Genomic DNA, 22069 nt, shown 5'->3' on the forward strand with positions numbered 1-22069 from the left:
ACCAACCAACACGGCACACACACCACGCAGAGGAGGGCACATGGGACTTAAAAGCTACCTGCAATCGCGCCGCGACGACGCCGAGCTCGGCAAAGGCATCTGGCGCCGATCCCACGACCGGTTCATTCGCGGTATCGACCGCTTCCACCAGGTCCTCGAACGCCTAGCGGCAACCGACTCATCCGACTCCATGATCGAGCTCATCGTGCCGGATGCAAACGCGCTCGCCGACCTCATCCCGCGCGTGCGTGCAGTCGCCATGGAAGCGCACCGCCTCGCCCCCAGCGACGGCGATATTCCCGCCTCCCCGTTCGGCACCTACTCCGACCTGAACCGCGCCCTCTCCAAGGCAGGTAACGCCGTGGCACTCTGCGCCGAAGCGCTCGCCATGGCACGCTGCTTCGGCAATTGTGCCACCGGATGCGACCGCCAGGTGAGCGTGCACCGCCGCGTGGAAACCGTCATCCAGCACATTGAAGACGCTGAGCGTCTGATTCAGCGCGCCCAGAAGGAAGCCGCCGGCAAGCTGACCTTCGACGATGGAATCCCCGTGGGCCGCACCCAGCTGATTGAGGCATAACACAGGGCCTAAATTGCGGTCAACAGGCGGGTTAGTTTGATGTGCACCTCAACAGGCGATACGCTTAAAGAAGAGGTGTAGGACACTTCTTATGCGGTTCCGTCACAATGGAGGTGACGACACAATGCGATGGTACGCGCGGAAGAACCGCAGGCTTTTTCCTGCCCCTCTACGGCACAACCCAATGCATATACAATTCACGGAAGAAGTCACACACCATGTTTGAATTCCACCGCAATGAGCGTGCGCGTCAGCTGCGCCCCAGCCTCTCACGCTCCTGGCTCCTCGTGCGCGCCAACTCCTCCGAAGAAGTCTTTGAAGAGGCCTTCGAATCCGAGGCTGACTCCATCATCATTGACCTTGAAGACGGCTGCCCCGCCGAAGAGAAGGACGCCGCTCGCGAACAGGTCGTCCGTATGCTCAACTCCGGCGTCGTCGCATGGGTGCGAATCAACGCCATCACCACCGAACACTGGTGGAAGGACGTCAAGGCCCTCAAGAACGTGAAGGGCCTGCGAGGCGTCATGCTTGCCACCGCAGAGCACGCCACCGACATTGACCGCACCGCAGCCGAGCTGCCCCCCGGAACCCCCATCATCGCGCTGATCGAGTCCGCACTGGGCGTGCACCACTCCATCGAAATTGCGCGCGCAATCGGCACCTTCCGTCTCGCATTCGGTGCGGGCGACTACCGCCGCGACACCGGCTCCTCCGCAACCCCCATGGCGCTCGCCTACGTGCGTTCGCAGCTGGTCATCGCCTCCACTCTGGGTGGTCTGCCCGGCCCCATCGACGGCCCGACCCTCGTCGCATACGGCGCTGACCTCTCCAAGGCATGCGGCTACGCGAACGACCACGGCATGACCGGTAAGATTACCCTCGACATCCGCCAGACCGAGACCATCAACGCCGCATTCTCTCCCAGCGAGATCGAAATCGAAGAAGCACACCAGATGCTCGACGTGCCCCTCGACGGCCCCCGCGACGGCTCCTACCTGCCGCGTTACCTGCGTGCAAAGAAGGTCAAGGAACTCGCCAAGGTTTACGGCCTGTGGGGCAAGACCGACAGCGACTTCCAGCGTGCATCCAAGTAAGGTGCTCGCCTAAGGTACACGCGTAAAAAGCCGCGCATCCGACCCCTGAACGGGGAACCGGATGCGCGGCTTTTGTCTGCCTGAAACCTCACGAGGCTACAGCCTGGCGGGCTGCCGGTCAGCAACCTAGTTGCGGGGCGACTTTCCGCCCGTCAGCGCATGAGCGCACACGTACGAAGTCGCCAAAGAAATCACAATCGGCACCAGGAACGAGGTGTCATCCTCATACACGGAACGGTAGAAGAACCACACCGCCAGGGAAACCACCAGCGCCAGCACGTACACCAGCGCAAAACGCATCGTGGGGCTCATCGGGCGTGCAGAGCCCGCAGAGGCGCGGCCTGCCTGCGAACGGCCCCTCTGGCGCTTAGCGGATGCGGATCGAGAAGACATGAGAATCTCCTAAAGTTCGACGGTGACATCTTCGAGAAAACGACATCTCTCAGATGCTAAAAACCGCCGCAACACACCGGAAACCGGCACGCGTTACGGCGGATGTGGAGCCCCCAGTGGGATTCGAACCCACGACCTTTTCTTTACGAGGGAAATGCTCTACCCCTGAGCTATAGAGGCGCATATGCTGCCGTTCTCAACTGCCCGAAAGCAACCGGCGAACAGTGCATACCCCGCAATAGTACCAAAAAGGCGGGGGAGAGGCTAATTACTTTCAACACCGGGCCCGCAGCTGAGAGTAGGCGACAGGGCGGCTATGGTGTGCACTGCATTTACCCCGCAAACCCGCCCGAAGATAGGGAAAGTTCAGGGCAGGGGCATACAATAAAGCCTGTACCCACGGCGGCTGACAGCACCTCAGAGTGCACATCAACCACAGATTAATCAACCACAGATGTAGCAAACAGGCCAGCCCGCCACCCGTAGAGAGAGGAACCCCCATGACTTCACCCCTCAACCGTCGCACCCTGCTGCTGGGCGTAGTGCCCGCCGCCGCCCTGGGGCTGAGCGCATGCGGTTCCAGCTCCTCCCAGTCCTCCGCATCGGCATCGGCGAGCGCTTCGGCGAGCGCCACCGCAAGCACCGCCGCTACCTCGGCAAGTGCATCCGCTAGCGCTTCGGCATCCGCTGACCCTTCGGGTACTGCTTCGGCAACCGCCGATGACGGCTACGTCGGTTACCGCCTCAACCGCGAAGTACCCGGTGCAGGCACCGCAACCCTGTACACCGACTACCAGTGCCCCTACTGCGCTAAGGCAGAACCTAAGTTTGAAGAAGCCGCCAAGAAGCTTGACGGCATCATGAACGTGACCGTGCGTCACATGCCGCTGAACATGCACGCCAACGCCGTACCCGCCGCGCTCGCCGTAGAAGCCGCAGCAGCTCAGGGTAAGCACGTTGAAATGGCGAACAAGCTCTTCGCCACCCAGAACGACTGGAAGAACATCAAAGAACGCGATAAGCTGCGCACCCTCTTCAACGACTACGCCAAGGAACTGGGCCTGAACGTCGAAGAATTCGACAAGGTCCTACTCGCCTCCGACACCGTCAAGCCCATCCAGCGCGACTACGAGCACGCCGTGAAGATTGGCGTGAAGGGCACCCCCACCTTCGCCGTGAACGACAAGGTCATTGAGGGTCTGGATTCTTCCTCCTCGGTGGATGACCTGGTCAGCACCTTCAAGCGTGAAGCTGGCGTGAAGTAGTGGCACACATTCAGCTCTCCGGCGGGCAGCGCGCCGAAATTCACCCCGACGGGTTCAGCGACCACGGCCACGTCCTCGAAATCGGTGGCGCCGAGCAGTCCCACGTGGACGTACAGAACCCCGACTACGTGTTCTACGAGTACCTGCGCCGCATCGCAAACGCGGTGGATGCGCTCGCACCCGCCGGCGAACCCATCACCGCCGCGCACCTGGGCGCCGGTGCGCTCACCCTCGTGCGTTACATTCAGGCGACCCGCCCCGGCTCCCGCCAGGTTGCCGTGGATATTGAGCCCGAGCTCATGGGCTTCGTGACGGACCGCCTGCCGCTACCCGCAGGCACCGACTGCCAGCTTGTGGTGGGGGATGCCCGCGAGCAGCTGGCGAACCTGCCCGAACTGCTGGGCGTGCCCGGCTTCGATGCGATTATCCTCGACATCTTCACCGGCATGGACGCACCCGCCCACCTGGCGAACCGCGACTTCTACCGCGAACTCAAGGACGCCCTGAGCGAGCGCGGCATGGTCGCCATCAACGTGGGCGACGACGCGGGTCTGCCCTTCTTCCAGCTGCAGGCAACCGCCATGCTGGAAGTCTTTGACCACGTGTGGTGCCTGTGCGAGAGCTCCATGCTCAGCGGGCAGAACGAAGGCAACCTCGTGCTGGTTGGCACCGCCCGCGAGCTGGACGAGGACACCCAGGACCGGCTGTACGCGATGGGTCCGCATCCGGCGGAGGTGCTCACCACCGATGAGCTGCGCGACCTGCTGAACGAGCTGGCCGAGAGCTAAACCTGACATACAAAACCGTTGAGGCGGGTACCAACCAGGTACCCGCCTCAACGGTTTTCTATAAGGCTTTCTGTACGCCGCACGCGGGCAGAATTTTAGTTTTTACTCGGGTAGCGGCATGGGAACGGGGTCCTCACCGTCATCCTTCTGTTTGGGGGAATCGCCCTTCGTGGTGGTCAGCGTAATACCCACACTCGCCGTCATCAGCAGACAGATTGCCACCCAACGAATCGGGCCGGTCTCCTGATCCAGCAACGCCCAACCGGCAATCGCCGCAATCGCCGGTTCCATGCTCATCAGCACACTAAACACCTGCTGCGGCAGGTTACGCAGAGCCATCAGCTCCGCGCTATAGGGAATCACCGAAGCGAACATCGCGGTACCAAAAATCATGAGGAGCAGCATCGGATCCTGCGCCGCATTCCACATCGGCTGAGGAGCCGGAACAACCGCTGCCACCGGGGCAATGAATGCGGCACCAACAAGCATCGCAACCGCCAGACCGCTCGCACCCGGAACCAGGGCACCCACCTTCGCGCTCGAGCGAATATACAGCGCCCAGAACACGCCAGCAATCAGCGCGAACGTCAGACCCAGGTAGTCGGTATCCTTACCGACCGCCGCCTCATAGCCGAGCACCAGCATGCCCGCCAGAGCGCAGAGCACCCATACCGCGTCGCGGAGCCTGCGCGTCAGCATGGACGCCAACGCCAGCGGGCCCAAGAACTCCACCGCAACCGCCAAACCAATCGGGATGCGGTCAATCGCGCAATAGAAGAAGCCGTTCATCAGACCGAAAGTCATACCGAAAATGATGACGGCATGCCACTGCTCCTTCGACCACGACAGCGCACCCGGCGGCATTTCGCCGCCGCGGCGGGTATGCCAACGCGCCGCCAACCACACGGCGCTACCCACCACAATGGAAGCAATCGCCAGGCGGCTGACACTAATAGCCAGAGCGCCAAACAGCGGGAAAAGAGTAATCGCGAACGCGGCACCGAACTGCAGCGATGAGCAGGACATCAGCACAAACATAATGCCCAGTGCGGGGCGTTGAGATGAAGTATGCGGCATGATTCTCCTTCCTGCGCCTCACAAGGCGGTACTTCTCCACGTGTGCATGCTGTGCCGCTACGGGGCAGAACGAACGCTCCAATAGCGCCGTTTAAAGAGCGCGCCCCCCGGGCAACACGAGATACTATCCTACTCGTTACCCGGGGGGGGCTAGAAGCCGTTGACACGGCTACAGTTCAGTAGATTAGAGGCCCTTCGCCTCACGGTCAGCCTTAATCTGTTCAGCCGACGGAATCGTAATAGAGTTAGTCGCCATCTGCGCAATATCCACCGCGTGCGCATCCACCGCACCCGGCAGGTAATGGTCCGCATCCTCCAGCGTGCCGTCCTCCTGCGCCTTCTTCTGCGCACGAGCGTGAGAAATCGAAATACCGATACTCGCCGCCACCAGCAGAGCAATAGCAACCCAACGAACCAGGCCGGTAGCTTCACCAAGCATCACAATACCCACAGCCGCCGCAATCGCAGGCTCCAGGGACAGCACCACGCTATAAATGTGCGCGGGCAGCAGACGCAGCGAAGAAACCTCACCCAGCGCCGGCAGGGCAGAAGCCAGCAGACCCATCAGGCAGCCAATAGCCAGCAGGTGCACATCCTGGGTGACCTTCAACAGGTTATTGCCGCTTATCAGGAACGGGAACGGCAGAACCAGCAGGGTAGAGACAACGTTACCCACGACCATGCCGCCCATACCCGGAATCAGAGCGCCAACCTTCTCAGTCGCCAGAATATAGGCGGCACGAGAAATAGCGGTCAGGATTGCGAAAACCACACCCATCAACGCGAAATCTTCAGGCTTCGCCTGGGACTCAGCAGTCAGAATCGCCATGCCCGTAAATGACAGAGCAATCCACACCAGGTCCAGCTTACGGCGCGACATAACCGTCGCCAGCACCAGCGGACCCATAAACTCAATAGCCACCGCAATTGCTAGCGGAACCTGCTCAATAGCCACATAGAAGAAGGCATTCGCACCGGTCAGGGCGACACCGAGGACAATGACCGCCATCCACTGCTGACGGGTCCACGAACGAATCTGCGGGCGGAAGAACACCCACAGCAGGATAGAAGATGTCAGCAGGCGCAGAGCGACCACGCCCCAGGGGCCCAAATCGCCCATGAGCTGCTTGGCAAGAGCCGCACCGAACTGCGCCGAAATAATCGCGCCGGTCGCGTACGCAACACCCAGCCCCTGAGTCGCCAGGGGAGAACGCGCAGCATTGGGCGTATGGGTGGAAGAAGTCATAGTATTCCTTAGGATTCAGAAGAGGTATTAGCCGCTATCTGTCATCAGGCGCAACCCGAATCTCCGTGAAGCAGGTCACGCACTATGCAAACAATGAATAGTGTGTAATCTACGACAATTTTACGCGCTTTAAAATTGGGCGCAAATAAAGACCAAAACACCCTAACAAGCGATCAAAAACCTCCACGCCCTCGGTGAAATTTCACCCCCCAAACCCCACCACAGGCCCCATATTCAGGAAAAATTCACCAAGCCGTGATTTACTGAGAGCATGCTTGACCCGAAGAAGTCTCTATTCGATGAAGACGGCAACCCCCGTCCCGCACTGACCACCACCCTCGACAACGTACTGCGCATGCAACGACCGCTCGCGCTGTCCATCGTCAAAAAACTGCGTGAAGCACACCCCGACGAAACCCCCGAACAAATCCACAAGCGCCTCGACCGCACCTACCTGCGTGACATCACCGCCATCGGCGGCGTCACCGGCGCATCCGCATTCGTGCCCGGCGTCGGCACCGTCACCGCCATGAGCCTGTCCGCGCTCGCAGTCGGCGGCTACCTCGAACGCACCGCACTCTACGCCCAGGCAGTCGCAGAACTGCACGGCGTGCACGTACACGACCCCGAAACCGCCCGCTCCATGGTCATGGCAATCATGCTCGGCGAAGAAGGCTCCCAGCTCATGAACACCGTGCTGCTGCAGACCGGCAAGGCAGGCGGTGTCTCCAACAAGTGGGGCATGCTGCTCGGCAACTCCTCCAGCGGCAAGATGTTCAGCGTCGAACGTACCATCCGAAACATGTTCATCCGCCGCTTCCTCACCCGCCAGACCGGTGCACTGCTCGGCCGTGCCCTGCCCTTCGGCGTGGGCGCAGTCGTTGGCGGTGGCGCGAACCTGACCCTCGGCAAGGACGTCGTGCGCAACACCCGCCGAGCCTTCGGCGACGCGCCCGCCTACTTCCCCGCAGAGCTCATGATTACCCCGCGTGCACCGCGCGTACAGGGCGGCGAAGGTTCGGACGGCTCCTCCGGCGTGGCTGGCTCCCTGCTCAAGGGCGTCAAGGACGCAGGTAAGGCTGTAGGCAAGGTCTTCACCCGCGACAAGGGCAACGACACCGAAACCGGTCACCACCGCATGCTCGGCCGCTAAAATCCTCGCCGGTCATAAAACCGGAACATAGCGAAGACCCAACACGCTAAAGACCCCGAATCCCTGAATGCAGGGACCCGGGGTCTTTTGTTTATATCTTTGCTACGGACTAAGCGTTCTTCGCATGGTCCAGCAGCTGAGCCGCAATACCGTTATAGGTGTGCGGAGTCAGAGCCGACAGGCGTGCCTCAGCCTCGGGGGAGAGACCCAGAGTAGCCACGAACTCCTTCAGACGAGCTGCATCCACGCGGTGCCCGCGAGTCAGCTCCTTTAGACGCTCGTACGGGTTCTCCATGCCGGGAACACCCGCGATAGCCTCAGCGCGCATCACCATCTGAATTGCCTCAGCCAGAACCTCCCAGTTCGCATCCAGATCAGCCGAAATAACGTCGGTCGCAATATCCAGACGCTGCAGACCCTTCACCACATTGGAGATAGCCAGCACCGAGTGACCAAACGCCACACCGATATTGCGCTGCGCCGACGAGTCAGTCAGGTCACGCTGCCAACGAGAAGTTACCAGGGTCGAAGCCAGCGAATCCAGCAGAGCGTTGGACAGCTCCAGGTTAGCCTCCGCATTCTCAAAGCGAATCGGGTTCACCTTGTGCGGCATAGTCGACGAACCGGTCGCACCAGCCACCGGAATCTGACGGAAGAAACCAATCGAAATGTAGCTCCACACATCGGTGCAGAGGTTGTGCAGCACGCGGTTGAAATGAGCGATATCCGAGTACAGCTCAGCCTGCCAGTCGTGCGACTCAATCTGAGTGGTCAGCGGGTTCCAAGTCAGACCCAGGTGCTCCACAAAACCACGAGAAATCTTCTGCCAATCAGCGCTCGGCACCGAGGCGTAATGCGCGGCGTAAGTACCGGTCGCGCCATTAATCTTGCCGAGGAACTCGGTCGCCTTCACGTGCTTGACCTGGCGCTTCAGGCGGTAGGCGAGCACGCCCATCTCCTTGCCCAGGGTGGAGGGGGTCGCCGGCTGGCCGTGAGTGCGGCACAGCATCGGCACGTCGCGGCCGTCCTCAGCCAGCTTCAGCAGAACATCAATCAGCTCCTCCGCGGCGGGGATCCACACGTTCTCAACGGCGTCCTTGATGCCCAGCGCGTAGGAGAGGTTGTTAATGTCCTCAGAAGTGCAGCCGAAGTGAACCAGCGGCACCAGGTGACCCAGGCCCAGGCCCTCCAGGCGGCGGCCAATGTAGTACTCGACCGCCTTCACATCGTGAACGGTGACAGCCTCAATCTCAGCCAGCTCCGCCACAGAATCAGCGTTGAAATCGGTCACGATGGCGCGCAGGCCCTTCTTCTGTTCCTCGCTCAGCGGGGACAGACCCGGCAGCACCTCGTGCTCGCACAGGTAAATGAACCACTCAACCTCAACGTGGATGCGGTCGCGGTTCAGAGCCGCCTCAGAAAGGTAGTTGGTCAGGGGTGCGGTCACGGATGCGTAGCGTCCGTCGAGGGGGCCCAGCGCAAGTTCGCCGGTGCCCAGGTCAATACGGCCAGAAGGCAAGAAGGTGTTATTGGTGTGAGACATAGCTCTATTTTTGCATGAATTCGCTGAAAAAAAGAGGCGGGAAGAGCATATGGACGTGACGGGCGGCTTGGTTAGTTGCAGAAATATGACAAAACGAGGTGCTGCGGAAGGGATATTTTTCGGGTCTTGAGGGGTCAAAACGTGCGAATTTTTCGAAACAAGCCTGAGTTATCCACAGGTTGGCGTACTCGGCCTGCACGGTCACCGCGGCAGATTTAGCCTAAAACAAACCCGAACACAGGACAGAAACAGGCACACAAACAACCAGTCCAACCACCGAAAGGACGCCCCATGAACACAATCGTCGACACCGCACCACCTCCCGCACCCCAGCTGCCCCGCATCGAACCAACCGATATCCTCCGCGCAGCAGGACACATGGGCATCGGCACCGCTGCCGGCCACGCCCTCGCCGAACAGCTCATGGCGGCAGCCGCCCTCGCCCGCGCCAAAGGCGCAGAACTCGCCCACAGGATGCGCACCGAAGCCCAAGAAATCCGCACCGCACACCAATGCGCCAACGAACTCAACGGCGACCGCTGGGCATCCGAAGCCGGACGCGCCTACCGGCGACAACTCGAAGAACACCGCGAAAAAATCCGCAACCAAGCCGAACAAGCCGAAGGCACCGCCGCCATGATCGCCGCCGCCGGTGAAGAACTCGCCAACGACCTCACCGGCAAAGCGCAGGCTATCAAAGCTGCCGCCTCCGCCATAGATAACCTACTCGGCAAACTCGCCGACGGTTCCGCCGACGCCCTCGAAAAACTTAACCCCGGCGAAATCATCGCCCGCTCAGGCGTGCAAAAAGCCCAGTCAACGCTCGATTCACTCATGCACGTGAACCTGCCCGACGGGCTGAGCTCGCTCATCCGAACCCACTAACCTCACCCCAGGAGACACCATGATTACCGGACCCACCGTTGCACCCATCGGTGACCTCAGCAACTCCGCAGGGCCCACCGCAGGCACCATCAGCGTTGAGCTTGAAGAAATGCCCGCCATCGCCGACGGGCTCGACACCGTCAGCCGCACCTGCGCCGACGGCACCATGCCCATTCTTGGCATCGCCGCTGAGACTCGTCTCTTCCTCGGCATCAACGGACGCGCCCAGCAGGCTGCCGCCCTCTGCACCAGCCTCGCCGCAGACCTCGGCGGAAGCGCACTAAAGTTCGGCGCCACCGCAGCCGCCGTCCGCGCCGCCCACAGCTCCTACCTGCAGGTTGAAAACACCATCGCAGGCTGGTTCGACTCCATGGGCATCGCAAGGGACGGCAAGCTACCCGACGGACGCAGCACCCGAGATCACTTCCGCGGCCTCATCGCTGGAGAACCCGGCGAAGCTAACTACCTCTTGAAGCTCACCATTCCCGAACTCGGATACTTCTCAGCCTATTGGGTATTGCCTCATTCACCTGTAGTGGCAGCCATTATCTTCGGCTTCACTGCCTACATGGATGCCAAATGGAATCCCGAAATTGCTCGTCAGCGTATTGCGGGGCGACTCTCCGCTGTAACAAAAATACCCCAGGGAATCATTGAAAAAGTCTTGGCCGTAGGCGGAGTTGGAATCGTCGGTCCCCTCCGTGATCCGGATTCTGAGAAGAAAGCGCATAACATGCGCACTGCCTCAGCCGACGATTACGGGGTCAGTGCACATGCTGGCGAGAAGGATCGTCTCACGGTGGACGCTAGCGCTGAACGTCTGCAGGCTGCTGCCAAGGCACAAGATCAGGAGTTTGAACGCTCCCAACAGGACCCGACTAAGGGCGAACGCGGTGCCGTGCTCGTCACCGTCATGTACGAAGCAGGACACGAAGGTGACCCCGCCCATGCTCTGTACGTCGTGAGTATTCCGGGTACTAACTTTGCATCCCTTGGTGGATCGCCTATGGATGTTCCTGGGACTCTTCGCGAAGCACTGGGTAACGATACTCTGGAGAACCCCGCCTATCAGATGGTTCTGCAGGCCCTCCGCGATGCCGGAGCGCCTCAGGGTGCCCGCGTGTACATGGAGGGTTTCAGCCAGGGTGCCATGATTGCCTACAACATGGCTAATAGTCTCGAGGTTGCCAAGGAAATCAATATTGTGGGTGTCTACGCTCAAGCCTCCCCGCTACGAGGTCTACCGGCTAAACGCCGCGACTTTGGAGTGGATTACGTGGAGGGAGATGGAGACCCGGTTCCTGACTCTGCGTTGAGGCCTGAGGGAGGGTGGCGTCCCGATGAACGTGATACCGCAATTACAATCTCAAATTTTAGACATAATAGCGGGGAATACCGAGAAACTCTGCAACGTGAAGGATACGGAAACCAGACTCTGGGTGCCCTCAGAGCGGCTATGGGCAACAAAGGTTACGTGCAAGGGGAACAAAAGGTTACCTCGGGCTCTGCTATGCCAGATGGTTACACGTTTGAAGAACGTCTGAACGAGTATGGACTGCGTGGGGCTAGGTACACTCAACAGGCTCTTGAAGCTGGGGTGCAGCTTGATTCTCGAGTTTTATATGAGGGTATAGACCAACTAACAGATGGAGAACTGCACCGAGTAGATAGTGTAGTGCGTGGCAACGTCGAAAATACGCGGCAGAAAATCGAAGATACCGTTGCAGATGCCCAGGTGGGCATGGAGATTGCCAAGCAGAAGGCAGAGGGTCTTCAACGAGAAGCTGGAGAAACCGTACAGGCGGCTGCTGGGCAAATCGCCGCCGTCATCGAGGGCGTCCAAAAGACCATCCCTCACCCCGAGCCTGCACCCATCAAGATGCCCACTCGAATCGAGGCAGAGAGGCAGTTACCCCCTGCAGGTCTAATCCCGCCGGATATTCTGCCCAAACCTTCAGAGCTGCATACGCACATCGAAAAGGCTGTTACTCAGCCAATCATTGATCATCTGCAGCTCCCTACAGCTGGTTCTGTGCTCAAGAATCCTCCAATCTTCGGAGCCGGACAAGGTGGAGACTACGGTGGCGTTGAGTCGCTCATTCCCATCCTGCCAGGCCAGAAGCCTGCACCCATGCTCCCGCCCAAGAGCATTGACCCCGGGTTCCTCGCACCAACTCCACCCGAGAATATCGACCCCGGGTTCCGCGCCCCGGGCCCTCCCGAGGACCTGACTCCCATCGAGGAGAGTGAACCCCTGATGGTCTAAACACCGAGTCTAAAAGTACCAATCTCAAGGACTCGGTGGAGGGTGGAGGGGACGAGTAGAGTAGAGAAGAGAAAAGGAGGGGCGCCACCGGGAACAACCCCGGCGGCGCCCCTCCATCTTTGCGTACAGCTTTTACACACAGCCTTTTGCGTACAGCGCTCGCGGCCAGTATCTGCTGCCTGCACAGCTACAGCTTGCTCGCGACCTGCTCTCCAGGTGAGAAGCGTTAGCCTCCGAGCCGCCCGCAGGCACATACTGGAACCATGAGCCAGTCAGCTGAACACGCCAACATCCCGGTCCGCCCCGTCTTCAACACCCTGCCCAGCTACGCGGCAGGCAAGCCGCCCGTACCCGTTGAAGGCCTCACCCAGTACAAGCTCTCCTCGAACGAGAACCCGCTGGGCCCCGTACCCGAGGTCGCGTGCGTCCTCGCAGAATTTGCGACCGCGCACCGCTACCCCGACCCGCTCTCCACCGCCCTGCGCCACAAGCTCTCCGCACGGCTCGGCGTGGACGCTGACGACATCGTCACCGGTGCCGGAAGCCTCGGCGCGCTCAACCAAATCCTCAAAACCTTCGCCGGTGTAAACGCCGACGGCGTGCAGGACGAAGTCATCTACGCCTGGCGTTCCTTCGAGGCATACCCGATCCTCATCGGCATTATGGGCGCTCGCAGCGTGCAGGTGCCGAACCTGCCCGACGGCTCGCACGACCTGGACGCCATGGCGGCAGCCATCACCGGACGCACCCGCCTGATCCTGGTCTGCACCCCCAACAACCCGACCGGCCCCGCCGTCACCGAAAGTCAGACCCGTGCGTTCCTGGCGAAGGTGCCCGCCCACATCCCCGTGGTTATTGATGAGGCGTACTTCGAGTTCTGCGCCGCCTCCACCGTGCCGGAAGGTGAAGAAGCCCCGCTGAATGGCATGGACATCTACCGCGACTACGAGAACGTCATCATTCTGCGCACCTTCTCCAAGGCGCAGGGCCTGGCGGGTCTGCGCGTGGGCTACTCAATTTCGCACCAGCAGATTACGCAGCACCTGCGCGTGGCGGCAACCCCGTTCGCCGTGACGGCGCTGGCTGAGGCGGCGGCTATCGCCTCCATCGAGCATGAGGATACGGTCATGGAGCGTGTGAGTCACCAGGTCGCTGAGCGTGAGCGCGTGACCGCTCGACTGCGGGAGCTGGGCTACGATTTCCCGAGCACTTACGCGAACTTTGTGTGGTTGCCCCTGGGGGAGCGCACGGGTGATTTTGTGCAGCTGATGTCTGAGCATGCGCTGTCGGTTCGTGCGTTCGGCACCGAGGGTGTTCGCGTGAGCATTGGCGAGGTGGAGGCGAATGACCGTTTTCTCTCGCTCTGTGAGGTCTTCGCGAAGGGGCTCTAGAGCGTCTTGTGAAGGGGTGGGGGGAACCCACTCGACCCTAATTGAACAATGTACTATTTTCCCTTGTCGAGGTTTGTTTGGGCTTTTCAAATGGTTCTCGCGCGAGAAAAATGATGGCCCGAAAAAGCTCTCAATAGCTAAACTAAACCTCCCATATATTCTCGAAAAAGAATATACGGGAGGTTTAATTTAATGATGTTCAAATAGTGAATGACAGGGCATAATACACTGCGTTATCAGCGTAACTGCCGCGAGATAAAGCCGAAAAGAGTAGACTGGTAACTATATATGCCCAGACCCTCACAGGCTTGCCGGAACACCTCAAACCCTGCACCATCAGGTGAAAGTTGAGACTAAAACCCAAGCCGCTGAGGGCCAAGCCCTCGTCACGTGTGGAGGTTAGATGCACGAGAACGACAAGTACCCCGGAGTGCCCGAACGCATCCAGCTCATGGATGAAAACGGCACCGTACACGAACACCCCACCTACAGCCGGTACATCGAAGACGTCAACGCAGACACCCTGCGCGAGGCATACCGCCTCATGTACACCACCCGCCGATTCGACGACGAGGCAACCGCCCTGCAGCGCCAGGGTCAGCTCGCCCTCTGGGTACCCAGCCGAGGCCAGGAAGCCGCACAGGTCGGATCCGCACTCGCCTACGCACCCAACGACTACATCTTCCCCTCCTACCGTGAGCACGCCGTCGCCCTGACGCGCGGCGTGGACTTCCGCGACCTGATCACCATCTTTCGCGGCTCCACCACCCACGGCTGGGACATGAAGGCACACAACTTCCACACCTATACCAAGGTGCTTGCCGCCCAGACCCTGCACGCAGTCGGCTACGCCATGGGTCTGAACTTCGACGCCGACATCGAGGCTGAAACCGGCACCCGTCGCATCGGTCAGGGTCAGGCAACCGACCCTGCCGAGGATACCCAGAAGCCCGCCGTGGCGGTCTACTTCGGTGACGGCTCCTCCACCGAGGGTGACGCACACGAGTCCATGGTTTTCGCCGCCTCCTATAACGCGCCGGTGCTCTTCTTCGTGCAGAACAACCGCTGGGCTATCTCCGTGCCCTTCGAGGTGCAGTCCCGCGTGCCGGTGTCCACCCGCGCCGCAGGCTACGGCTTCGAGGGTATTCGCGTTGACGGCAACGACGTTCTCGCCGTACTGGCTGCAACCCGCTACGCCATGGAAAAGATTCGCGCCGGCGAAGGCCCCGTGCTGATTGAGGCTGAAACCTACCGCCTCGGCCCGCACACCACCGCGGATGACCCCACCAAGTACCGCACCGACGCCGATCTTGAGGGCCCGCTGCACCGCGACCCCATGATTCGCCTCGAGAAGTACCTGCGCGAGCAGGGCTACGCCGATGATGCCTTCTTCGAAGAGGTTGCAGAATCCGCGCAGCAGGTCGCATCCGGCGTACGTGAGGCAGTGCTGAACTCCGAGGTCGCCGACTTTGAGCGTTTCTTCGACCGCGTCTACGTGCAGGAACACCAGCAGGTTGAAGACGACCGCGAGTTCTACCGTAACTACGTTGCAGGCTTTGAAGAGGAGTAAGCATGAGCGAGAAAATTGAACGTTTGACCCTCGCCAAGGCGATTACCCGCGGCCTGGAAGACGCCATGGAAGCCGACCGCACCGTCGTCATGCTCGGTGAGGATATCGGCAAGCTCGGCGGCGTGTACCGTGTGACCGAGGGCCTGCAGGCGCGCTTCGGCACCCGTCGCGTCATGGATGCGCCCCTGGGAGAGTCCGGCATTATCGGCACCTCCATCGGTATGGCGCTGCGTGGCTACCGCCCCGTGCCGGAGATTCAGTTCGACGGCTTCGTGTTCCCCGCCTACAACCAGATCACGAGCCAGCTGGCGAAGATCCACAACCGCACCGATAAGCAGTACACGGTACCGGTGACTATCCGCATTCCGTACGGTGGCGTGATTGGTTCGGTGGAGCACCACTCCGAGTCCCCGGAGGCGCTGTTTGCCCACACTGCGGGTCTGCGTATTGTGACCCCCTCGACCCCGCACGAGGCGTACTGGATGACCCGCAAGGCGATTGAGTGCCCCGACCCGGTCATTATTTTTGAGCCGAAGCGCCGCTACTGGCTCAAGGGTGAAGTGGACTTTAGCGATACTTCCTTTGATCCGTTTAGCGCCCAGGTGGTGCGTGAGGGTACGGACGCGACCATCGTTGCGTACGGTCCGCTGGTGCCGGTTGCTCTGGCAGCGGCAGAGGCTGCCGTGGAGGATGGCCGTTCGATTGAGGTCATCGACCTGCGCTCGATTTCGCCGCTGGATGTGCCGACCGTTGCCGCTTCGGTGGCGAAGACTGGCCGCCTGATTGTCGCGCACGAGGCGCCGACCTTTGGCGGTATGGGCGGTGAGTTGGCTGCGGCGATTACGGAGCGTTGCTTCTACAGCCTGCAGGCGCCGGTGATTCGCGTTGGCGGCTACTACATGCCGTACCCGGTTTCCCGTGTTGAGGAAGAGTACGTGCCCGATATTGACCGTATTCTTGAGGCGGTTGACCGCGCTTTTGACTACTAGGCATTCCCTGATCTGACGTATCAGCGTGTTGCGCTATGGCGGGTTGCGAGCCCGCACAGAATATTCCGTATAGGGTATATGCCCTAGTGAGAGGTAAAAATGTCCCAGATTTTCCCGCTCCCTGACGTGGGCGAAGGCCTGACCGAAGCAGAAATCCTCAGCTGGAAGGTGGCAGTCGGCACCGAGGTCGCCATCAACGACGTCCTCGTCGAAATTGAAACCGCAAAGAGCGTTGTGGAGCTTCCCTCGCCCTTCGCCGGCACCGTCGAGGCGCTGCTCGTTGCCGAAGGCGAAACCGTTGAGGTGGGCACCCCGATCATCAGCATCTCCGGTGGCGACAACGCCCCCGCAACCCCGGCGGCACCCGCCGCGGCAGAGCCTGAGTCCGGCACCGCGCTGGTCGGTTCCGGCCCCAAGGCGGATGCTGTGAAGCGTCGCGCCCGCAAGCGCCCCGCCTCCGCAACCCAGCCCGCACAGGCTGCTGCGGCACCGGTCGCACCGGCTGTTCAGGTACCCGTGGCGCACACCCCCGCCGACTTGGCGAACCGCAACCAGGGCCTGCTGAGCGAGCTGGCTGAGCGCGCCTCCCGCTTTGTGGAGAACACCCCGCTGAATTCGGTGGTGCAGCGTCTGGCACCCGAGCCTGCAGCGGCTCCCGCGCCGACTTTGGCTCCCGAGCAGGTTCCGCACCGCCCGACCCTCGCGCCGCCTCCGGTGCGTCTTGCCGCAAAGGAGCTGGGTGTTGACCTGGCGAACGTGACCGCTACCGGTGCGCGCGGCCAGGTGACCAAGCAGGACCTCATGAACTATGTGGCGCACCTGAGCGATGTGCAGCATAGCGGCGCCCGCCAGCCGTTCTGGCAGCCCGCAGCCACCCCCGGTGACCGCATTGAGCGCATCCCTGTGCGTGGCGTGCGTAAGGCTACCGCGAAGGCTATGGTTGCTTCGGCGTTCAGCGCCCCGCACGTGTCCATCTTCGTGGATGTTGACGCCTCCCGCACCATGGAGTTCGTGAAGCGCTTGAAGAAGTCTCGCCACTTTGAGGGCGTGAAGGTCACCCCGCTGCTGGTGCTTGCCGCCGCGGTCATTTGGGCTGCTGAGCGTAACCCGCAGGTCAACGCGACCTGGACCGATAGCGAAATCCAGATTAAGCACTTCATGAACCTGGGTATTGCTGCGGCGACCCCGCGCGGCCTGATGGTTCCGAACATTAAGGACGCCCAGGAGCTGTCCCTGCGTGAGCTGGCTATCGCGCTGAACAACCTGACCACTCGCGCCCGTGAGGGTAAGACTCAGCCCGCTGAGATGGCGAACGGTACCCTGACCATTACGAACATCGGTTCGCTGGGTATTGATACGGGTACCCCGATTATTAACCCCGGTGAGGTGGCGATTGTTGCCTTCGGTACGATCAAGCAGAAGCCGTGGGTGGTTGATGGTGAGGTCATTCCTCGCTGGGTGACGACCCTGGGTGGTTCCTTCGATCACCGTGTGGTGGATGGCGACCTGTCGGCTCGTTTCATGGCTGATGTGGCTGCGATTCTTGAGGAGCCTGCCTTGCTGCTGGACCACTAGGCGGCATGTTTTAGCTAGTCAGCGTCGTATTGCTGGGTAGCTGAGGCTGTTGAGGATACAGATATTTAGATGCAGAAAACCTCCGGTACCTTACTTAAGGTACCGGAGGTTTTCTGTACGGTTCATTCCTATCGCAACGAGGCGCGGGTGCTTAGAAGACTAGGTGTCCAGAAGCCTAGGCGTCCTCGCGTGCCACCTGGTCACTCGGGTACTTGTCCACTCGGCGGTGGTACAGGCGTCCGCACAGACCGCCGAGGATAGCGCCGAGGAAGCTCAACGCCAGAACCAGCAGAACCGCCAGCAGGCCGTTCGCGAAGTCGCCCCCCATCAGCTTCTGCAGGGACAGGGACGCGACACCGTTCTGGAACAGCTGAGGCGCGAGGAAGGTCGCCAGGGACCCGATGATGAGCACCATAATCTGCCAGAGCCATACGGCAATGCCCTGCTTCGCACCGGCGAATCGTGCCATGCGTCCCGCCGCGTAACCGCCCACCAGGTAGGCGAAGAAGATGAGCACACCCAACGCCACCGCGACCGGCACAGCGTTCGATGCGCCGCTGAACAGACGGGAGACCACCGAGGCGTACTCGACGGACTCGGTCTGACCGGTCAGGGTCAGCCACGACTTGATAGCCCACAGGCCACCGTCCATGAGGGAGATGGTAATCAGCCAGCCGAGCAGACCGGGCAGCAGGTGCATGCGGGAGTAGCGGCTCTTCTGCATGGACAGTGCGGTTGCGGCGGTGAGGATGGGGTCCGAACCAGCGGCATCACCTGCGGGGGTGGGGATGACGAAGCGGTCATCTGCCGCGGGGTCAGCCTGCGGGGTGCTCGATGCCGCGTGGGCGTTGCCGGGTGCGGGCACCTCGTAGCTTGCAGCGGTGGCAGGTGCGGTAGTGGGGGCGCCACCGCCGCGTACGTTGTCCGTGCTGGGGGCTGCAGGCTTGTCGAGCCAGCTGAGGTTGTCATCTCCGGGTTCGCCGAAGTGAGCGCCGGATTCTGCGCCTTGAGAAGTGGCGCCGGGGGAGAGAATCGGCTGGGTTGCTGTAGCTGCCTCGGTGAGGGAGCGGGTCGCATCCTGCGAGGACTGTGCGGAGGACTGCGCCGAAGAGCTCGACTCGCGCGCCTTTTCGTGGGCGCGGCGTGCCGCGTTCAGCTCCTCATCGGTCAGGACCACGGTGGGGTCGTCGGAGGAGAATGCCGCCTCCCACAGGTCACTTTCGCTGGGGGTGGACGCCGCGGCGGCCGGGCGCTGCTGCGGGGTGTTGTTCTGTGCGTTCATTAAATCCTTTGGATTCTAGTCCTGGGTGCTGATTTAGCGGTTGCGGTCAGCGTAGAAGGCGCGTGCTTCTTCCAGGGCTTCTGCGGCGTAAGTGTGCGGGTATGCCGGGCGTTCGTTCTCGTCCAGGGGGCGGACCACGCGGCCGGGGTTGCCCACCACGAGGGAGTTAGCCGGGACGTCCTTGGTGACGACGGTGCCCGCGCCAATCACGGAGTTCTTGCCGATGGTCACACCGCCCAGGATGATGGCGCCGCCACCGATCCAGACGTTGTCTTCAACGGTGATGGGCTCGCCACCTTCCCAGTATGCGGCGCGGTCGACCGGGTTGAGCGGGTGGGTGGGGGTGAGGAACTGTACGTTGTTGCCGACGAGCACGGTGGAGCCGATGCGGATCGGGCAGACGTCCAGGAAGACGCAGCCAAAGTTGAAGAAGGAGCCGTCACCAATATAGGTGTTCACGCCGTAGTCGAAGCGTGCGCCGGGGCGGATGTGCGAGTGCTCGCCCAGGTGGCCTAGGTGTTCACGGTAGACGTGCATTGCCTGTGCCTGCTCGCCGCGTGCGTAGTGTTCTTCGGCGAGGACGGTTGCAGCGTGGATGCGCTTAGTCTGCGCGGCGCATTCGGCGTCGGGCATGTAGGCGGCGCCGGAGACCATGCGGTTGAAGATGTCGCCGTTGGGGCGCTGCGGGGTGTGCATTAGTGGGCTCCTCCCAGAAGGTAGACTAGCGCGATGATGGCCATTCCGAAGAGAATGACGACTCCTCCGGCGATAGCGAATCGTTTGGAAATTTCGCGGAGGAGCTTCTTGAACTGTTCGTCAGTGATCTCTTGCTGTCGTTTACTCATGCTTTAAGTATCCCAGAGTTGCTTGGGTTTACCTTAGTGTTTCGGCGTTTATTGCGGTATCTGGGGTGGGTGTACGGCGTGATTTTCAGCGTGGAAAGAAACGCGGCTGAGTTGAAGGGTATGGGCACGGGAAGGCACAATCAATGCATGACTGAGGCTCAGAAGAACACGAACCTGCAGGATGCGGCGGCACCTGCATCCCCCGCTGGCGCGTCGGCTGGCGCGCATCCGTTGGTGCATCGTCCCTGGTTGAAGAACTATGCTACGTGGACTGCCCGCGATATTGAGCTGCCCGAAACCTCGCTGAGCCACCTCATTGACGAGGCGGTCCGCACCGTACCCCACAAGGTGGCGCTGGAGTTCTTTGGCGCGACCACAACCTACGCCGAGTTGGGGGACCAGATTGAGCGTGCTGCGGAGGGTCTGCGTGTGGCTGGTGTGCAGGCGGGTGACCGTGTGGCGCTGATTTTGCCGAACTGCCCTCAGCATATTGCGGCGTTTTACGCGATTTTGCGCCTGGGCGCGATTGTGGTGGAGCATAACCCTCTGTACACGGGCGCGGAGTTGCGCCACATGTTTGAGGATCACGGCGCGAAGGTCGCGATTGTGTGGGATAAGATCGCCTCGCATATTACGGGTCTTCCGGCGGATATCCGCCCGAACCATATTTATTCGGTGAACATGATTTCGGCGATGCCCGCGCTGATGCGTACCGCGCTGAAGCTGCCGTTGAAGAGTGCGCGTGCTTCGCGTGAGAAGCTGACCGGTTCTGCGCCGGGTACGGTGTCGTGGGCTCAGCTGGTGAAGAGCGAGCGTATTGACCCGTCGCATCGCCGCCCGACGGCGCACGATATTGCGCTGCTGCAGTACACCTCGGGTACGACCGGCCTGCCGAAGGGCGTGATGCTCACGCACCGCAACCTGGAGTCTAACGGCCGCATGGGTGAGGCATGGATTAACCCGGGTGATGACGAGGTTATTTACTCGGTTCTGCCGCTGTTCCACGCCTACGGTATGACCCTGGGCGTGACGATTGCGTCGCTGTGCCGTGCCCGCCTGGTGCTGTTCCCGACTGTGGACATGGATCTGATTTTGAAGGCGATGAAGAAGACCCGCCCGACCATTCTTCCTGCGGTTCCGCCGGTGTATCGCCGCCTCATGGATGAGGCGAAGAAGCGCGGCGTGTCCCTGGAGGGTATCCGTTACGCGGTCTCCGGTGCGATGAACCTGCCGCCTGAGCTGGTTGCCGAGTGGGAGGAAGCGTCCGGCGGTTTCATGGTGGAAGGCTACGGCCTGACCGAGTGCGCGCCGCTGGTGTCCTGCAACCCGCTCAATGACACTCGCCGTGCCGGTTTCATTGGTGTTCCGTTCCCCTCCACCGATATTCGTGTGGTGGACCCGGAGACCGGTGAGGATGTGCCTGAAGGTGAAGAGGGCGAGCTGTGGGTGAAGGGCCCTCAGCGTTTTGCTGGCTACTGGAAGCGTGAGGACGAGACCGCGAAGACCATCACCCCCGAGGGCTGGCTGCGTACCGGCGATATTGTGCGTCTGGACGAGGACTACTTCATTCAAATTGTCGACCGTATTAAGGAAGTCATTATTACCGGCGGTTTCAACGTCTCCCCGACGGAGGTTGAGGTCGCCCTCAAGCAGCACGACATGGTCGCGGATGCGGCAGTCGTCGGTATTCCGCTGCCCGCCGGTGGCGAGATGGTGGTCGCCGCTGTGGTTCCCGCCCCGGGTCGAGTGGTGCAGGAGCATACTCTGCGTGAGCACTGCTATTCGAAGGTGACCCGTTATAAGGTTCCGCGCCGCATCGTGGTGGTGGATGATCTGCCCCGTTCGATGCTGGGTAAGGTTCTGCGCCGTAAGGTGCGTGAGCAGCTGATTGCTTCGGGCGAGTTCGATCAGTAGGTTGATGCCCCGCCCGCCCGTAACGGGTGGCACTATGGACGCCGGCTTGGGTTTTCGTACCCGGGCCGGCGTTTTGTGTGTGCCTGAATACATGGTCAATGACGCTTTGTGACCTGGAAATAATCATCGCATGACGAATTATGACAAAATATGACGACCTTGACGTTCTGTGTCTCATGAATAGCCATTAACTTCCACACCCGCCCTTGTGCG

At 60.9% G+C, this 22069-nt stretch carries 18 protein-coding genes and 1 tRNA gene; 12 read left to right on the plus strand and 7 right to left on the minus strand.

The genetic code is table 11. The features are described from left to right. The first annotated feature begins 40 nt into the window (after positions 1–40). Complete coding sequence (locus HMPREF2927_RS04655; RefSeq protein ID WP_049358270.1) at positions 41–580, plus strand: hypothetical protein; 540 nt, start codon at positions 41–43, stop codon at positions 578–580. A 218-nt stretch (positions 581–798) separates the two neighbouring features. Beyond that, positions 799–1674: an HpcH/HpaI aldolase/citrate lyase family protein gene (locus tag HMPREF2927_RS04660; RefSeq protein WP_070685961.1), complete on the plus strand. Its 876-nt coding sequence runs from the start codon at positions 799–801 to the stop codon at positions 1672–1674. A gap of 126 nt (positions 1675–1800) precedes the next feature. Here the strand turns inward: HMPREF2927_RS04660 and HMPREF2927_RS04665 are convergent, their stop codons facing one another. Together HMPREF2927_RS04665 and HMPREF2927_RS04670 are read right to left on the minus strand one after the other, a co-directional pair. Then, complete coding sequence (locus HMPREF2927_RS04665; RefSeq protein WP_070685963.1) at positions 1801–2067, minus strand: hypothetical protein; 267 nt, start codon at positions 2065–2067, stop codon at positions 1801–1803. 105 nt (positions 2068–2172) lie between these two features. Continuing rightward, positions 2173–2247 (minus strand) — tRNA-Thr (locus HMPREF2927_RS04670). Positions 2248–2567: 320 nt separating this feature from the next. Between HMPREF2927_RS04670 and HMPREF2927_RS04675 the strand changes: the two genes are divergently transcribed. Together HMPREF2927_RS04675 and HMPREF2927_RS04680 are read left to right on the plus strand one after the other, a co-directional pair. After that, a complete protein-coding gene (locus HMPREF2927_RS04675; RefSeq protein ID WP_070685965.1) occupies positions 2568–3332 on the plus strand; it encodes a DsbA family protein in 765 nt (254 codons plus the stop codon). Further along, positions 3332–4120: a spermidine synthase gene (locus tag HMPREF2927_RS04680; protein ID WP_070642377.1), complete on the plus strand. Its 789-nt coding sequence runs from the start codon at positions 3332–3334 to the stop codon at positions 4118–4120. The genes HMPREF2927_RS04675 and HMPREF2927_RS04680 overlap by 1 nt, the downstream gene beginning before the upstream one ends. Positions 4121–4222: 102 nt before the next feature. On the opposite strand, the gene HMPREF2927_RS04685 is transcribed toward HMPREF2927_RS04680, so the two are convergent. Together HMPREF2927_RS04685 and HMPREF2927_RS04690 are read right to left on the minus strand one after the other, a co-directional pair. Beyond that, the gene (locus HMPREF2927_RS04685; RefSeq protein WP_049340378.1) at positions 4223–5197 is read right to left on the minus strand and encodes an EamA family transporter; all 975 of its coding nucleotides are present in this window, start codon (positions 5195–5197) and stop codon (positions 4223–4225) included. A 184-nt stretch (positions 5198–5381) separates the two neighbouring features. After that, positions 5382–6443: an EamA family transporter gene (locus HMPREF2927_RS04690; RefSeq protein ID WP_012902817.1), complete on the minus strand. Its 1062-nt coding sequence runs from the start codon at positions 6441–6443 to the stop codon at positions 5382–5384. 271 nt (positions 6444–6714) lie between these two features. Here HMPREF2927_RS04690 and HMPREF2927_RS04695 point away from each other — a divergent pair, with 271 nt between their 5' ends. Next, entirely contained in the window at positions 6715–7596 is an 882-nt protein-coding gene (locus HMPREF2927_RS04695) for a hypothetical protein (RefSeq protein ID WP_049357355.1), read from the plus strand. Positions 7597–7705: 109 nt separating this feature from the next. Here the strand turns inward: HMPREF2927_RS04695 and purB are convergent, their stop codons facing one another. Beyond that, the gene (gene purB, locus HMPREF2927_RS04700; RefSeq protein WP_070685967.1) at positions 7706–9139 is read right to left on the minus strand and encodes an adenylosuccinate lyase; all 1434 of its coding nucleotides are present in this window, start codon (positions 9137–9139) and stop codon (positions 7706–7708) included. Positions 9140–9430: 291 nt separating this feature from the next. Here purB and HMPREF2927_RS04705 point away from each other — a divergent pair, with 291 nt between their 5' ends. The 6 genes from HMPREF2927_RS04705 to HMPREF2927_RS04730 all read left to right on the plus strand — a co-directional run bounded on the left by HMPREF2927_RS04705 (position 9431) and on the right by HMPREF2927_RS04730 (position 17815). Next, positions 9431–10024 carry an ABC transporter substrate-binding protein gene (locus HMPREF2927_RS04705; RefSeq protein ID WP_070685969.1) on the plus strand — a complete coding sequence of 198 codons (594 nt, stop codon included), beginning with the start codon at positions 9431–9433 and terminating at the stop codon, positions 10022–10024. Positions 10025–10043: 19 nt separating this feature from the next. Beyond that, on the plus strand, positions 10044–12290 hold the full coding sequence (locus tag HMPREF2927_RS04710; RefSeq protein ID WP_070685971.1) for an extensin: 2247 nt from the start codon (positions 10044–10046) through the stop codon (positions 12288–12290). A 263-nt stretch (positions 12291–12553) separates the two neighbouring features. Next, on the plus strand, positions 12554–13681 hold the full coding sequence (locus HMPREF2927_RS04715) for a histidinol-phosphate transaminase (protein ID WP_070685973.1): 1128 nt from the start codon (positions 12554–12556) through the stop codon (positions 13679–13681). Between the two features lie 403 nt (positions 13682–14084). Beyond that, positions 14085–15251: a thiamine pyrophosphate-dependent enzyme gene (locus tag HMPREF2927_RS04720; protein WP_070685975.1), complete on the plus strand. Its 1167-nt coding sequence runs from the start codon at positions 14085–14087 to the stop codon at positions 15249–15251. Between the two features lie 2 nt (positions 15252–15253). Continuing rightward, complete coding sequence (locus HMPREF2927_RS04725; RefSeq protein ID WP_070685977.1) at positions 15254–16240, plus strand: alpha-ketoacid dehydrogenase subunit beta; 987 nt, start codon at positions 15254–15256, stop codon at positions 16238–16240. A gap of 99 nt (positions 16241–16339) precedes the next feature. Beyond that, positions 16340–17815, plus strand: coding sequence for a dihydrolipoamide acetyltransferase family protein (locus HMPREF2927_RS04730; RefSeq protein ID WP_070685979.1), 1476 nt, complete (start codon positions 16340–16342; stop codon positions 17813–17815). Between the two features lie 175 nt (positions 17816–17990). Here HMPREF2927_RS04730 and HMPREF2927_RS04735 read toward each other — a convergent pair whose 3' ends face one another. Further along, positions 17991–19097, minus strand: a complete 1107-nt coding sequence (locus tag HMPREF2927_RS04735; RefSeq protein WP_070685981.1) for a hypothetical protein — start codon at positions 19095–19097, stop codon at positions 17991–17993. A gap of 33 nt (positions 19098–19130) precedes the next feature. After that, positions 19131–19793, minus strand: a complete 663-nt coding sequence (locus HMPREF2927_RS04740; protein ID WP_070685983.1) for a sugar O-acetyltransferase — start codon at positions 19791–19793, stop codon at positions 19131–19133. 296 nt (positions 19794–20089) lie between these two features. Between HMPREF2927_RS04740 and HMPREF2927_RS04745 the strand changes: the two genes are divergently transcribed. Next, positions 20090–21856 carry a long-chain-fatty-acid--CoA ligase gene (locus tag HMPREF2927_RS04745; protein WP_070685986.1) on the plus strand — a complete coding sequence of 589 codons (1767 nt, stop codon included), beginning with the start codon at positions 20090–20092 and terminating at the stop codon, positions 21854–21856. The last annotated feature ends 213 nt before the right edge of the window (positions 21857–22069 follow it).

The sequence above is a fragment of the Rothia sp. HMSC061E04 genome, assembly GCF_001813685.1.
In the GTDB taxonomy this organism is placed as follows: Bacteria; Actinomycetota; Actinomycetes; order Actinomycetales; family Micrococcaceae; genus Rothia; species Rothia mucilaginosa.

Excerpts from the sequence above, each read along its gene's own strand:
- HMPREF2927_RS04655 (WP_049358270.1), top strand. The coding sequence starts at position 41 with ATGGGACTTAAAAGCTACCTGCAATCGCGCCGCGACGACGCCGAGCTC.
- HMPREF2927_RS04660 (WP_070685961.1), top strand. The coding sequence starts at position 799 with ATGTTTGAATTCCACCGCAATGAGCGTGCGCGTCAGCTGCGCCCCAGC.
- HMPREF2927_RS04665 (WP_070685963.1), bottom strand. The coding sequence starts at position 2,067 with ATGTCTTCTCGATCCGCATCCGCTAAGCGCCAGAGGGGCCGTTCGCAG.
- HMPREF2927_RS04675 (WP_070685965.1), top strand. The coding sequence starts at position 2,568 with ATGACTTCACCCCTCAACCGTCGCACCCTGCTGCTGGGCGTAGTGCCC.
- HMPREF2927_RS04685 (WP_049340378.1), bottom strand. The coding sequence starts at position 5,197 with ATGCCGCATACTTCATCTCAACGCCCCGCACTGGGCATTATGTTTGTG.
- HMPREF2927_RS04690 (WP_012902817.1), bottom strand. The coding sequence starts at position 6,443 with ATGACTTCTTCCACCCATACGCCCAATGCTGCGCGTTCTCCCCTGGCG.
- HMPREF2927_RS04695 (WP_049357355.1), top strand. The coding sequence starts at position 6,715 with ATGCTTGACCCGAAGAAGTCTCTATTCGATGAAGACGGCAACCCCCGT.
- purB (WP_070685967.1), bottom strand. The coding sequence starts at position 9,139 with ATGTCTCACACCAATAACACCTTCTTGCCTTCTGGCCGTATTGACCTG.
- HMPREF2927_RS04705 (WP_070685969.1), top strand. The coding sequence starts at position 9,431 with ATGAACACAATCGTCGACACCGCACCACCTCCCGCACCCCAGCTGCCC.
- HMPREF2927_RS04710 (WP_070685971.1), top strand. The coding sequence starts at position 10,044 with ATGATTACCGGACCCACCGTTGCACCCATCGGTGACCTCAGCAACTCC.
- HMPREF2927_RS04715 (WP_070685973.1), top strand. The coding sequence starts at position 12,554 with ATGAGCCAGTCAGCTGAACACGCCAACATCCCGGTCCGCCCCGTCTTC.
- HMPREF2927_RS04720 (WP_070685975.1), top strand. The coding sequence starts at position 14,085 with ATGCACGAGAACGACAAGTACCCCGGAGTGCCCGAACGCATCCAGCTC.
- HMPREF2927_RS04725 (WP_070685977.1), top strand. The coding sequence starts at position 15,254 with ATGAGCGAGAAAATTGAACGTTTGACCCTCGCCAAGGCGATTACCCGC.
- HMPREF2927_RS04730 (WP_070685979.1), top strand. The coding sequence starts at position 16,340 with ATGTCCCAGATTTTCCCGCTCCCTGACGTGGGCGAAGGCCTGACCGAA.
- HMPREF2927_RS04735 (WP_070685981.1), bottom strand. The coding sequence starts at position 19,097 with ATGAACGCACAGAACAACACCCCGCAGCAGCGCCCGGCCGCCGCGGCG.
- HMPREF2927_RS04740 (WP_070685983.1), bottom strand. The coding sequence starts at position 19,793 with ATGCACACCCCGCAGCGCCCCAACGGCGACATCTTCAACCGCATGGTC.
- HMPREF2927_RS04745 (WP_070685986.1), top strand. The coding sequence starts at position 20,090 with ATGACTGAGGCTCAGAAGAACACGAACCTGCAGGATGCGGCGGCACCT.